The following is a 13,597-nucleotide window of genomic DNA, read 5'->3' on the forward strand; positions in this document are numbered from 1 at the left end:
TCTCTAAAAGAAACTACTCAATTACACCCACTTATATAATATTCAAAAATAATATATGAGAAAATATGGTGAAATAGACTAATTACAGAAATCCGATATGAGGCGTACGCGAGTCACGCCACAATGACGTTTATTCGATACGAGTATATTTGACCATTTCATCTTTGGTTTACTATTTCCTAAGTATACTTGAAAATTATTTCATAACTTTCAATCCCATTTAGTGAATCAGAAGAGCCAACGCTCCTTTCCGTCGCGTCGGCTCTTCTTCCCTGCAGAAGGGTTTCCATCCATTTATGCTGCGGTGCTTCGCACCTTGATAAATGGGGAAAACGTAAAAAATATTGCTTGCAATATCCTCTCAGAAACTCTTTTCGAGTTTCTTCGCTTAGTTCTCTGGATTCGCTTGAAGCTGTGCTTCTTCGCTTATCTCAGAGATGAAAAATGCTTCGCATTTTCCACCCAATATGGTGGGACTAACGAAAATCACAGTTTCACTGCTCTCCGTGCTCCGCACTATTTTTCGGCTAAAACTCCCACACAGGGGAGTTTTACTCCCATTCTTCTTTTCCAAACGTACGATATATCCCAAACCATTCAGAATACTATATTCTATTTTTTCTAGTATCACTAAATCCACCTAATTATAGGACGTTTTCAGATTTTTAGTCCCGTCCCAGTCCCAGTACCGGATAAAAATTTATAAACTTTACTTAAAAGGCATCAGATTTCTATTTGTTGAATTTTAACTGCCTGGAATTAAACATTTAGAGCTGATATAATCTAAGTAATAACTTATGGGAGGTGTATTTGTGCAAATAAAGACATTTTTTGACTTTTGTTCTGGAATAGGAGGAGGACGATTAGGTCTTGAAAACTGTGGATTGGAATGTGTAGGATCATCAGATACCAGTAGGTTAGCGAATACAACATACGACCTTTTATTTCCTAATAAAAAAGATATAAATTACGGTGATTTGAAAAAAATAAATCCAAAATCTCTTCCTAATTACGATCTTTTGATAGCAGGGTTTCCATGTCAAAGCTTTTCTGTAATAGGCAGACAACAGGGAACAAAAGATCCTAGAGGACAGATAATTTACTATCTAATGAACATAATAGAAGAAAACAAGTCTAAGGTTTTTATTTTAGAAAATGTAAAAGGTCTAATTAGCCATGACAATGGGAAAACTTTTAAAGAAATAACGAAAGCTTTATCTGATATTGGATATGATGTTTTTTATAAAGTTTTGAATAGTATTGATTATGGAGTTCCTCACATGAGGCAAAGAATATTCATAGTAGGATTCCGTGGAGATCTTCATATTCAGAAAAATGACTTTAAATGGCCTTTAATAAAACCTCGTGTAAATATTGCAGACTTCTTGTTTCCTGAAAATAATGAAATGCCAATAGAGGAAAAACGATGGTTTTACTATGATTATTTAAATAACACTAAGAACAAAGGTAAATTTGATATCCATGAGATACTAAAGCAAGACAATTTAATAGTGGATACTCGCATGTCAGATTTGAGACTATATGTAAATAGGATGCCTACATTAAGAGCCCATAGAGACGGTATTTACTATGTAAGAAATAAAAAAATGTACTATTTAACTGGAGCAGAAGCTCTTTTATTCCAAGGGTTTAATAAAAATCATTTGGATAGAGTAAAAGATAAGGTTACTAATAGACATTTATTAATGCAAGCTGGAAATGCTATGACAGCAAATGTTGTTGAAGAAATAGGAAAATCAATATTAACTACTTTAGGAGGAATAAATGGATAATTGGAAAATTTTTGAGCTAGATTGTACTGATTATTTAAACAAAGAATATGGTGAAAACTTTACACACCTAGGTTTCAGCGATTCAACCGTGAGTGATATTAAATATGAAAATAATTCAAAATTATTTTATATAGAAGCAAAAATGCCATCTGCACAAAGTGGTCAATTTGTTCTCTTGCCAGATTATGAGAATAAAGAGTTTATATTTTCTACAAGAAATAAAACAAAACAAAATGAAAACACTGATTTTATAATTCAATATATGAATAAAAATTTTGAAAGATATGCAAACGCTGGAACCACTGGTGAAGATATAGAGATAGATCAAAAAATTTTTAATTCATGGATAGTAAATACTTATAAGGAGAAGATGGTTAAATTTTTTATCACAAAAGGAGATAATTATATTATATTTCCAATAGAAAAATATGGTGAATATTTTTCTATAACAGCAAAATATAGAATTAAAAAAAGTGGTTCATCTAAAGTTCCTAAAAGAAGTCAGAAAGATGTTTTAGAAAAAATTAAATCAATGAGTATAAAATTCAAACTATTAGATGACTTCGAAATAGAATCTAGCCAAGATCTTAATAAAATGAAATTTAAAGTATTGGATTCTGATTATATGTTTAGTCATAAGAAAGATAATATTTATAGAATAAGGAAACTTTCTAACACTAAAAATGCCAATGTTATTTTCAGTATTCAGCTTCTTAAAGAACAAGACTCTGCAGATTTAAAAAATTTTATAAGTAATCTATAAATATTTAAAGTGCCTAGATATCTGTTTCTAGGTACTTTAAATATTTATTCAAAGATGTCTTGTAGTTCGAAATTTCAGGCTTATCAATCGGAAGATTAGTATTCCTTAGCACATTATTTTTATTATCCTTGTCTCGGCTTAGTAAGTCCAATAATCCTTTACAAAAGTCAAAGTTATATTGTTCATCAATATTTGTATGCCAATCAGAATATAAAATTTCTTTATCAATTCTTTTTAATCTACTAACTATATCAGAGGTTGTTTTTTTGTTATGACCTTTAGATAATAGCCAATTGCTGAATCCCACTGTATTCATAATTTAAAGCATCTCCTATTTGTTTTGTTATAAGTTGGAGTACATCAATAACTACAGAATTTCCAAGTTGTTTATATGCTTGATTATTATTAGAATTTAATTTAAAACTATCAGGAAATCCCATTATTCGAGCACATTCTCTAGGGTGTAATCTCCTAGTTTTACCATTAATTAAATATCCCCCTGTTTTAGCAAATACTCCTCCTCCATATGCAGATAAAGTTATAGCTATTCCTTTAGGTGAATATATTCTTTCACCTTGTCCACCTTTTCCAACAGTTCCTACCCTAATTGTCGATGTAGAGTTGTAATTGATGTCAATTTTTTCATTAAGTCTTAAATCTTCACGGTCAACGATCAAACTATTAACTTCATCATCACTTATTAGAAAATCTTCGACAAATTTATTTAACTTAAATGGTCTTGGAAATGTGAAAACTTCTCTATTTATATCATTCCTAAAACATATCATATATATTCTCTCACGCTTTTGTGGAACTCCATAATCAACAGGATTAAGAACGCTATATTGAAAACTGTAACCTAATTCATTCATAGTATTTCTTACCACATTAAGAGTTTTGCCTCCGTCATGTGTTGCAAAATTTTTTACATTTTCAAGAAATACTACCATCGGTCTTTTTTCTTTTACTATTCTTGCTACATCAAAAAACAATGTTCCTCTGCTGTCTTCAAATCCTTGTTGCTTTCCACTAATAGAAAATGCTTGGCACGGAAATCCAGCACATAAAATGTCATGATCAGGAATGTTTTTTTCATCTACTTGTGTTATGTCACCTTCAGGAACATCGCCAAAATTCATTTTATAAGTCTCTTGAGCATATTTATCCCATTCATTTGAATAAACGCATTTTGCTCCAAATGATTCTAATGCAATTCTAAATCCTCCAATACCAGCGAATAAGTCAATGAATTTATATCCTTTTAATGATTTCTCTTCAACTTTAATCATATAAACCTCCACCGAATAGCGCAGTGCGCTTATATTAATTACAGTATATAGTCTATTGTTTGAAATGTCAATAGTTTTAGTTGTAAAAACGCATAAATGTATGATATAATGTACTATAGTATAGATTTATAAATTAATGTTCGGAGGATAAATAATGAAATTTAGCTACAAAAAGCTTTGGAAATTACTAATAGACCGAGATATAAAACATAATGAGTTAATAGAGAAAACAGGGATTAGTAGAAGTACATTTTATAAGTTAAAAAGAGACGAAAATGTAACTACTGATATTTTATTAAAAATATGCATATTTCTTGATTGCGACATATCTGACATCATGGAAATAACTAACTCCAATAATAAACATTAATATCAAAGGAGGTTATTTTGAATATTTTTGAAAAAACAAATAGATATTTTACTTTTTCAGGAAGTATAAATAAAAATGAAGAATTCTTTAGTAGTTCTTATATAACTAAATTTAATAAACAAAAATTTATTCCAAAAGAAGCCACTATTGATACTGAAGTCGGTCTTAGAAAGCCACAAATTGGTGCTTTATATGCTATACAAGCCCATTGGACATTAAGTACAGATGATGCAACTATAGTTTTACCCACTGGTACAGGAAAATCCGAAACTATGTTTGCCACAATTATTTCTAAAAATATAAATAGAACGTTAATTGTAGTTCCAAGTAAGTTATTACGCAATCAAACTTACGATAGAGCAAAAAAATGGGGTATTTTAGGCGATATTGGATGTTTAGATGAAGATACTATCTGCCCTAACACTTTAATGTTAAAATCAAATACGAAAGATTTTGAAAGCTTTAAAAAAGCTGTTTCAAATTCCAACATTATTATTTCTACCATATCATTGTTAGATAGAATGGACACAACCTATAAAAAATATCTATCAGATTCATGTGATTTATTAATCGTAGACGAGGCACATCATGTATCATCAAAAACATGGTCTAATTTAAAGATGTATTTTAATAAAAAGAAAGTTTTACAATTTACGGCCACTCCTTTTAGGGAGGATAAAAAGCTTGTTGATGGAAAAATCATATATAATTTTCCTATGCATATGGCAATAGAACAAAATTATTTTCAACCAATCAATTTTATTTCTATAGAAGAGTATGATGACAATAAAGTTGATATTGAAATTGCTAAGAAAGCAGTTTCAATTCTTGAAAATGATTTAAAAAGTAACTTTAAACATATTTTATTAGTTAGAGCAAACAATATAGAACGAGCTAAACAATTGTATGAAAATATATATTCTAGATATAAAAAATATAATCCAGTTTTAATAACTAGTAAGACCACTAAAGTAAATAGAGAAAAATTTATGGAATCTATAAAAAATGGAGATTCTAAAATAGTAATATGTGTAGACATGTTTGGAGAGGGAATTGATATACCTAATTTAAAAATAGCTGCATTACATGATAAATTTAAATCATTACCAATCACATTACAATTTATAGGTCGTTTTGCAAGAAGTAAAAAAGACTTAGGTACTGCTAAAATCGTAGCTAATATTGCAGATGTTAATTTTATGAACTCTTTAAAAGATCTATATGAGTCTGATTCAGATTGGAATTTATTATTACCAATAAAATCAGAGCAAAATATTCAAGATAAAATCGAGCTCCAAGAACTTATATCTGGATTTAAAGTTAATAATACAGAAATAGACTTAAGGCAACTCAGACCAAAAGTAAGCATGAGAGTGTTTAAGTATAATGATACTGGAAAATGGAATCCTAATGCATGGGTAGATTGCTTTGATTCTTTTAAATGTCAAGGATTCATAAATGAAGAAGAAAAAATGCTTATTGTTATTGAGCCTTATAAGTCATGTCAAGGATGGACTACTCAAAGAAATATAGAAAGTCTAAACTGGAATTTTTATGTCGTTTATTGGAATGTAGAAAAGGGATATGTATGTATAAACGATACAAATCATCAGCTTGGTAATAACTTATTGAAAAATATTTTTGATGAAGAACACTTAAATCAAATTAAATCGGAGCCTATTTTTAGGTGTTTAGCAAATATTAATCGATTATCTCTTGGAACCATAGGACTTAACTCCGCTATAAATGGTCCTATAAGATATAAGATGTTTGCCGGAATAGATGTATCTCAAGGTATTGCAGAATCTCAAAAAATAAATTCATATAAATCAAACTTATTCGGAGTTGGATATGATGGCAATGGAAAAATAAGCATAGGTTGTTCATATAAAGGAAAAATTTGGTCAAGATGGGTGGAATCAATTTCTTTCTGGAAAAACTGGTGTGATAATATAATGACTAAAATATTAGATGAAAAAAATGACTCTCGTATCTTAGATAATTTGCTAATCCCAACTATTACAGATTCTTTACCTAAATCTGTTGCTTATAGAATAGATTTTGATGATTCCATAGTTTTTTCTGAATCAAAGATAACTATTCAAACTCTATCTGAAATTTTTAATATAGATGATTGTGAACTTAATATAGATATAAAACATAATAATGAACAAAATTTCAAATTACTTTGTGGATATGAAGTATATAATTATTGTTTAAAAATAGAAGGTAACAATTTTAAATTTAGATTTCTAAATAGTGATAAACAAGAGCCGCAAATCTTAAAAAGCAATAAAAATCCTATTCCATTAAGTATATACTTTGATAATAACCCTCCGAAAATATATTATACAGATTCATCATTTTTGGAAGGAAATATTTTAACTATTGCAAATAAAAATAAAGTTACTTTATTTAATTCTAACAATATTATTTCCTGGAACTGGAGTAATATGGGAGTTAATATAAGAACGGAATCTCAAATTTCAAAATCAGGTGAAATAATAAAAAATTCTATACAGTATAATACTATAAGCAAATTAAAATCATTAAATTATGATGTTATTTTTGATGATGATGATTCTGGAGAAGTAGCAGATATAGTAACATTTAAAGATAGTGGCGAATCTATACTAATAGAATTTTATCATTGTAAATATTCTCATGCTGATAAACCTGGTGCTAGAATATCTGATCTATATGAAGTTTGTGGACAAGCTGAAAAATCAGTACACTGGAAATTAAAAGCTATAGAAATGATAGACAGATTAAAAAGTAGAGATGCTAAAAGGATAAATCGAAATGGTGTTAGTAGAATCATTGAAGGTAACATTGACACTTTAAATATTATACAGAAGAAATTACTGTTTAAAAAATCTGATTTAAAAATTTTTATAGTCCAACCTGGTGTAGACTCTTCTAAAATCACTAAAGAAATGTTGACTGTATTAGGTTCAACAAGTGATTATTGTCTAGAAACATATTCCGTGCCAGTTAAAATTATATGTAGCTAATTAAACACAAGATTTAATAACAAACAAATTAATTTTTTAAAATATAGTACTAACAAGCTTAAAAAATTAAGCTAAGCAGTACTATATTTTTTTTATTTAATTCAATTTAATAACAGCGAATGTATATCCCATATTTCTTTTGCCAATTTTTCTATTTTTTCTCTCATATAGTCAATATCTTTTTTGTAAATAACACCCGTTGTATTAGTTGCTTTTGCAATCTGGTTTATGTTATTTGTAGCATTTGAAAGCAGCCATTGGAGATTTCTAAATGGTTCCAGGTCTACAATATAAATTTCTTTTTCTAATACACATTTTCTAAGAAAGATAGACATGTTTTTGCAATTTGCAAGTTTCATTTTCTTTTCAAAGATTTCTTTTTCTTCATCTGTTAAATATATTTTAAGTTGATTTTTTCTTTTTCTATTATCCATACATTTCTCCTTTGCTCATATCTTTTGGGGTCTTAGGGTTCTCCCTAACAAGGTAAAAATTATAAAATTAGATAGCCTTAAAAGCTATTGATTTTTTGATTTTTTCGTAAGTGGGTACTCACTTACTGTGCTTGCTATTATTAACAAGTCTAAAATTTATTTTTTAATATTTTTTTAAATAGGAATTAATAAGTGTAACTGTAACTTACAAAATAAAAACTTCCAAAATTAGGCGAGCTTGTTTTAAGAGTCTATGACAACTCCTTATTATCAAGCCATTAATTTATGTAATCCTAATTTAAGAAGATTTATAACAATGGGTTACAGGTTACAAAGTTACATTTGTATCTTTACTTGATTTGCTGTATCTATTTCTAATTGATTTTCTTTTTTCCATTCTTCTGGCAATAAATTCTTGTCAACTTCTATAAAGTCAGTTTTGTTTTCTGCTTTCTTTTCATAATATAATTTTACTGGAATTGAGACCCCACTTGGTGATATTCTCTTAGTCTTAGATGACCTAACTGGAATCCATTCTTGAAAATAATTATCCATAATCTCTGAGAAAGACTTTGATTTTATTTGGTAGCCTTGCATGGTTAGTTCTTTGAAACAAGTTATATTAGGATCTGCACTTTTTGGCTTATATTCTTCCAAGAAATACCTAATATCTTCCACATCTGGGTTTAGATATTTGAACTTTTCTTGTTCCTTATACAAGTCTTTTAAAAGATTTTTTGGTATAGTCCATGCGTAAGTCTTATTTTTAAATATTTCATATCCCAAGGCTAAAGCCTGATTAAAATCTTCTCTTATGAGTGAGATATATTCTTTGTCTGAAAGTATTTCTTTATTATTTTTATCTGGATATATTGTCCTTGCTCTTCTATTCGAGTTACATTCAACAGGCAAATATCTTCTTTCTCCAGTATGATCATTAAGAAAAGTTCTTTCGTTTAATGTCCCTATGAAGATACAAGTCCTAGGCACATCTGTTGCATATTTTTCGTAGGGTATTCTTATCCTATCGCTTAATTTTGATAAAAAAGATTTAGCTTCATTAGCCGATTTTGCATTTCTTAAAGCAACGAATTCTTCGATTTCAACGACAGTTTTACCCATAAGGTTCATGACGGCATCTTTGCCTTGAATGTTTTCAATTGTGCAAAACCAATCATCTGTTATGGACAAGTATCTTGCAAAAGTCGATTTGCCTATACCTTGCCACCAACTAAAACAATCATCTCATCAAACTTAGCTCCTGGATTAAAAATTCTTTTTATCATACCCAATATCATATGTTCCATTATCCAATTGTTAAGCTCTGTATCATCTGCTCCCAAATACTTTGGTAAAAGTTTTCTAATGGCATTTTTATCTCTATTCCATTTTAAATTTTTAAGATATTGCTTTGGCGGACTCACTTCATATTGGTGAGCTACAAAACGAATAGCTTCCCACATTTTGTTTGCGTTATAATTAATTCCAAAATGTTTTTCTATCTCTAAGCCTAGTCTATTATTTAAAGAGTCATCCCAAAGTCGTATTTGATTATCCTTTATATTTCTTTCTCCAATAATTTTCCCCTGGAATTTTATTTCATTAGTAAATTTATCAAAGAATATTTGTCCATCAATTATTTTTTGGTTTTGGCAATATTTTGGATTTAAAATAGCAGTTACAATATTCCCAGTAATTTGTCTAACCGTCCCCTTATCTGTAGTTTGTAAGTCTAGAAAGGCGTAAGTCTGATCTATTTCCGGGAATTTTAATTTAATATCTGTCATAAGCCTTACTCCTTTTCTTTTTACAATCATCTAACCTCTTTATTGTTTTATATGTGTTTTTCATTTTATCCTCCTGTCTGGTATAAATAAGACTCCTGTGGTAAAATGAACTTGTCTAGAGAACACTTCTCACAGGAGTGTATGCCTTTACTCTTTGTAGTAGGGGCTTTTTTCTTTTTTGATTTCTTCATATATTTCTAAAATATAAATTAAAATATCAGCTTCATCGTCATTGAGTTTGCCGAACTTTTTAATGACTTTTGCTAGTTGAAATATTTCCTTGGCTATATTATCAGAAAGTCTGTAATCACTTACTAACTTAACTTCGTGATTTAATAGCATTTGAATAAAATAATCTTGTTTTTTAAGTCCACTTATTTCTATTTTTTTGTTTATTAGATCATATTCTTCCTCAGAGACTCTGAAATTTAAAATGCGATTTCTTTTTCTATTTTTCTCTTTATTTCTCGTTTTTTTAGAAATTTCATCTAATGAATGTCTTCTAAACATCTTTATCGTCCTCTTCTAATAAATCTTTCCAATCATTTGCCTTATTACTTCTTACTTGTGTTAAAGACAGAGCCATTTCTTTTTGCTTGCTAGGGAAAAGATGAGCATATCTATAGGTGATGTCAATCGATTCATGTCCAACCCTATCAGCTATTGCAGTTGCAGAAAATCCAAGTTCAATCAAGAGAGAAACGTGAGAATGCCTTAAATCATGTATTCTAATTCTTTTTACTTGAGCTTTCTTAGATCCCCTATCCATTTCATGGTGTAGGTAGCTCTTAGAGAAATTAAATATTAAGTCTTTTGGTTTTAACTTATAAAAACTATCTATATATTCTTTAATCTCATCATTTAAAAATTCAGGCATAACTATTATCCTAATGCTTTTTTAGTCTTAGGGGCTGTTATTACATTTTTCCCATCAATCCTTTGTAAAGATTCATCAATTTTTAATGTATGTCTTTCAAAATCAAATTTCTCTTGTGTTAAGGTCAATAATTCTCCCATTCTAAGACCACACCAATACAAAAGTTCAAAAGCATAGAATGACTCAGGTTTATCTTTAATAGCTTATATAAATCTTTCATATTCATCTTGAGTCCAAAAGAGCATTTCATCAGCTTCTTTTTCTCCCATAGAACCAACATCACGAGCAACATTAGTTTTTAAATTGTAGTACCTACAAGCATGATTTAAGATGCTAGATAACTGGGCATGAATAGTTCTCAAATAAGTAGGAGAGTACTTTTTCCCATTCTTATCCTTAATCTTCATAAGCTCATTTTGCCATTGAATGATGGTTACGTTATTAATCTCATTAAGCATTAAATCACCAATATAGGGAAGTATTTTTTGATTTACAATTGCTTCTTTTGTCCTCCAAGTATTTTCTCTTATCCTTGGTTTTCTATCTCTCTTATAAAGTTCAAAAAACTCCCTAAAGCTCATTTCAATTGATTCAGAATGTTGATTTAAAAAATCTTGTTCCCATTTTAAAGCTTCTTTTTTCGTTGAAAATCCACGTTTTTTCTTAGTTAATTTTTCTCCTTTCCAGTTTGTATAATTAAATTTACAAAACCAAGTCTTGTTCCCGCTTTCATCTCTAAATGCTGGCACTCTAAACCTCCTTTGTATTTGTTGGTTTATAGCAATACTTTTCCATAAAGTATTCTCTATTTACCTTTCCTCTTTGTACACGATAACCTAATTTAAGTAGATCTTGATTCATATCGTTTATTATCTGATATGCTGTTGTCCTGCTTACATCAAGAAATTCTTGTACATCTTTTGCATTCATAAAAATACCTTTCATAATGTCCTCCTTTTATAGTTTGTAAGGTTCTACATCCTCAAAAAGGCGAGCATTAATTTGTATGCCTTACAATTTCCGTTCAATATCGAACGATATATATAACAGTTCATATTTGTTCTGCCAAGTTTTTTCTATTTATTTTTTTCTAAAATATTCAGATACTTGCAAATATTTGCAACAGAACAGTTTTGTTGAGCTTTTGTTCGTTTTGTGATAAAATATTTATAGTTATTGTTAAATAAGGAGGAGTTAGTTTGATTTCTGGAGAAAAATTAAAAAAGTTAAGACTTATGCGAAACTTAACTCAAAAAGAACTTGCCATTAAGTCTGGTTTGACAGATGCTGCTATAAGAAATTACGAGCTTGGAAATAGATCTCCAAGTAAAGAACAATTACAAAAAATATCTGAAGCACTTGATTGTGATATATCAGCATTAATTAATCATGAACCTAATTCTATTTTTGAAATAATGCATATAATTTTTGATTATGAAAAAGACTTGAAGTTCAGACCCTTAGCAGGAGAAGGAGAAATTACTGGACTTTTATCAAACGATGTAGACTTCAATAATTTTCTTATAGAATGGAATGAGATGAGAAAAAAACATTATAACGATGAGATAACAGACGAAGAATTTGAAGATTGGAAGTTATCTTACCCTAAAAAATCAAGATTTTTAAAATAATTTTTTACGACAGGAGAAATAATGACAGATAACAATAATGAAATAATGATAATTAAAGATAATTTAACACCTGAAACTACAGTTTTCCAGTCTTTTTTAAAAACTTTAAATCTACCATCAGAAAATATTATTGCTGATACATCTCAACGAGAAGCTGTAATGAAAAATCTACCTACACTTTTATCTACTATATCAAATGAAAATAAAAGTAACGCTAATTATTTATCTAAATTTGTAGCAGCTTCAGCTATAGGGTTATTTGACGCAGCGTTAAATTACATCTGGAACGAAGTAATTGTTAATTTAAGAAATAAAATTAATTATTATGGTTTAGATACATTTTATGATAATGCAGTTGGAAACAAGAGAAGAAGCGAATATTCTAATAAAGATGACTTATCTGGAATAAAAGATAAAACTCTCTTAGACACATGTAGAAAATTAGAGTGGATTTCTGATATTATATACCGTAAACTATGTCATATTTTAGATATGAGAAATCAAATTGGAGCTTCACATCCTAATGTTTCAGTTATTAATGCATATGAATTACTTGGTTGGCTAGATATCTGTGTTAAAGAAGTTATAAATGAAAAACCATCTAAATCTGCAATAGTAGCTAAAAATATTATAGAAAATATAAAGGGTTTGAAAGAGGAAATAGATTATGTTACTATACAGAGTTTAGATATATCATTTAAAGATCTTTCAACTAATACTGCATCTGCACTTTTAGTAACTCTATTTGGTATCTATGTTTCTATCGATACTCCTACTATTGTTAGAAATAATATTCTTTTAGTTTCATCGAAATTATGGGGATGCGTTTTAGAATCAACTAAATATGATCTCGGTACTAAAAAAGAATTTTTTAAAAATAATTTAGAAAAAGATAAAGAAGACTTAGCGTATACTTTTTTTGAAAAATGCAATGGTCTAAATTATCTAACATTAACTGAAAAAAATTTAACTATAAATAATTTGTGTGATGATTTGTATTTAACAACACATGGATGGGATAATTATTATAATGAACCACCCATAGCAAAAGAAATAATGAAATATATAAAACTATCATCAGATATACCAGGGGAACAAGCATCAAAATTAATAAAAACTTTTTTAGAATGTAGAATAGGACGCGAGGTTAATTATTGCAACGGTGTTTCCCCAAGTGCAAAGTTGTATTACGATAATTTCTTTAAAATTCTTTCAAAAGAGCACATTAAAATTTTAATTGCTTTATTACAAGATAATTTGCAATCTATTAACGAAAACAATACAGTTAAAATTCAAAATATTAAAGAAATTTTGGAATTGATTAAATCTGATTTGTTAGGAGATAGATTGAATGAAATTATAAATTATTTAATTGAATGTGCTGAAAAAAATATAATCCACACCGCATATAATCAAAAAGAATTCAAAGATTTATGTAATGGAGTAATTGAAATTAAATAAAAATTTGTACGCAAAAAGACCGTAGATTAAAACTACGGTCTAATTTTTTTGTCCAAATGTAAACCACTTGGAACTATTATTTAAATTATTCTTTTTAACAAATGTTCCCATTTTAATCCCAGTTACAGTTCTTTATCTTCTGAAATCACTGAATTCACAAGGTTTTTTAATTTTTTGC

General features: G+C 28.7%; 12 protein-coding genes and 2 pseudogenes. 6 read left to right on the plus strand and 8 right to left on the minus strand.

The window, feature by feature from the left end:
- Window positions 1–388 precede the first annotated feature (388 nt).
- Entirely contained in the window at window positions 389–631 is a 243-nt protein-coding gene (locus BQ4446_RS02100; protein ID WP_071026235.1) for a hypothetical protein, read from the minus strand.
- Between the two features lie 181 nt (window positions 632–812).
- Here BQ4446_RS02100 and BQ4446_RS02105 point away from each other — a divergent pair, with 181 nt between their 5' ends.
- Window positions 813–1,793, plus strand: coding sequence for a DNA cytosine methyltransferase (locus BQ4446_RS02105; protein ID WP_167632533.1), 981 nt, complete (start codon window positions 813–815; stop codon window positions 1,791–1,793).
- Window positions 1,786–2,556, plus strand: a complete 771-nt coding sequence (locus BQ4446_RS02110; RefSeq protein WP_071026239.1) for a PDDEXK family nuclease — start codon at window positions 1,786–1,788, stop codon at window positions 2,554–2,556. The genes BQ4446_RS02105 and BQ4446_RS02110 overlap by 8 nt, the downstream gene beginning before the upstream one ends.
- A 13-nt stretch (window positions 2,557–2,569) precedes the next feature.
- Here the strand turns inward: BQ4446_RS02110 and BQ4446_RS08470 are convergent, their stop codons facing one another.
- Window positions 2,570–2,872 (minus strand): hypothetical protein, encoded by a 303-nt coding sequence (locus BQ4446_RS08470; RefSeq protein ID WP_071026241.1) that lies wholly within the window; start codon window positions 2,870–2,872, stop codon window positions 2,570–2,572.
- The gene (locus tag BQ4446_RS02120) at window positions 2,835–3,845 is read right to left on the minus strand and encodes a DNA cytosine methyltransferase (RefSeq protein ID WP_071026243.1); all 1,011 of its coding nucleotides are present in this window, start codon (window positions 3,843–3,845) and stop codon (window positions 2,835–2,837) included. The genes BQ4446_RS08470 and BQ4446_RS02120 overlap by 38 nt, the downstream gene beginning before the upstream one ends.
- A gap of 154 nt (window positions 3,846–3,999) precedes the next feature.
- On the opposite strand from BQ4446_RS02120, the gene BQ4446_RS02125 reads away from it, so the two are divergent.
- A complete protein-coding gene (locus tag BQ4446_RS02125; protein WP_071026245.1) occupies window positions 4,000–4,215 on the plus strand; it encodes a helix-turn-helix domain-containing protein in 216 nt (71 codons plus the stop codon).
- Between the two features lie 17 nt (window positions 4,216–4,232).
- The gene (locus tag BQ4446_RS02130; protein WP_083329013.1) at window positions 4,233–7,229 is read left to right on the plus strand and encodes a DEAD/DEAH box helicase; all 2,997 of its coding nucleotides are present in this window, start codon (window positions 4,233–4,235) and stop codon (window positions 7,227–7,229) included.
- Window positions 7,230–7,330: 101 nt separating this feature from the next.
- Here the strand turns inward: BQ4446_RS02130 and BQ4446_RS02135 are convergent, their stop codons facing one another.
- From BQ4446_RS02135 to BQ4446_RS02155, 5 genes and pseudogenes are all read right to left on the minus strand, one after another.
- Entirely contained in the window at window positions 7,331–7,663 is a 333-nt protein-coding gene (locus BQ4446_RS02135) for a plasmid mobilization protein (RefSeq protein WP_071026247.1), read from the minus strand.
- Window positions 7,664–7,999: 336 nt separating this feature from the next.
- Window positions 8,000–9,480, minus strand: a pseudogene (locus BQ4446_RS02140) (VapE domain-containing protein).
- A gap of 117 nt (window positions 9,481–9,597) precedes the next feature.
- Window positions 9,598–9,960, minus strand: a complete 363-nt coding sequence (locus tag BQ4446_RS02145) for a plasmid mobilization protein (protein ID WP_071026249.1) — start codon at window positions 9,958–9,960, stop codon at window positions 9,598–9,600.
- Window positions 9,953–11,076 (minus strand): annotated as a pseudogene (locus tag BQ4446_RS02150) (site-specific integrase). The gene BQ4446_RS02145 and the pseudogene BQ4446_RS02150 overlap by 8 nt, the downstream one beginning before the upstream one ends.
- Window position 11,077: 1 nt before the next feature.
- Complete coding sequence (locus tag BQ4446_RS02155) at window positions 11,078–11,272, minus strand: hypothetical protein (RefSeq protein ID WP_004835545.1); 195 nt, start codon at window positions 11,270–11,272, stop codon at window positions 11,078–11,080.
- Window positions 11,273–11,526: 254 nt separating this feature from the next.
- Between BQ4446_RS02155 and BQ4446_RS02160 the strand changes: the two genes are divergently transcribed.
- Entirely contained in the window at window positions 11,527–11,958 is a 432-nt protein-coding gene (locus BQ4446_RS02160) for a helix-turn-helix domain-containing protein (RefSeq protein WP_071026251.1), read from the plus strand.
- Window positions 11,959–11,979: 21 nt separating this feature from the next.
- A complete protein-coding gene (locus tag BQ4446_RS02165) occupies window positions 11,980–13,419 on the plus strand; it encodes a hypothetical protein (protein WP_071026253.1) in 1,440 nt (479 codons plus the stop codon).
- Window positions 13,420–13,597: the final 178 nt, after the last annotated feature.

Source organism: Peptoniphilus raoultii, from assembly GCF_900099555.1.
GTDB classification, from domain to species: Bacteria; Bacillota; Clostridia; order Tissierellales; family Peptoniphilaceae; genus Peptoniphilus_A; species Peptoniphilus_A raoultii.

Coding starts and splice junctions, on each gene's coding strand:
- BQ4446_RS02110 (WP_071026239.1), top strand. CDS start 1,786: ATGGATAATTGGAAAATTTTTGAGCTAGATTGTACTGATTATTTAAAC.
- BQ4446_RS08470 (WP_071026241.1), bottom strand. CDS start 2,872: ATGAATACAGTGGGATTCAGCAATTGGCTATTATCTAAAGGTCATAAC.
- BQ4446_RS02120 (WP_071026243.1), bottom strand. CDS start 3,845: ATGATTAAAGTTGAAGAGAAATCATTAAAAGGATATAAATTCATTGAC.
- BQ4446_RS02125 (WP_071026245.1), top strand. CDS start 4,000: ATGAAATTTAGCTACAAAAAGCTTTGGAAATTACTAATAGACCGAGAT.
- BQ4446_RS02135 (WP_071026247.1), bottom strand. CDS start 7,663: ATGGATAATAGAAAAAGAAAAAATCAACTTAAAATATATTTAACAGAT.
- BQ4446_RS02145 (WP_071026249.1), bottom strand. CDS start 9,960: ATGTTTAGAAGACATTCATTAGATGAAATTTCTAAAAAAACGAGAAAT.
- BQ4446_RS02155 (WP_004835545.1), bottom strand. CDS start 11,272: ATGAAAGGTATTTTTATGAATGCAAAAGATGTACAAGAATTTCTTGAT.
- BQ4446_RS02165 (WP_071026253.1), top strand. CDS start 11,980: ATGACAGATAACAATAATGAAATAATGATAATTAAAGATAATTTAACA.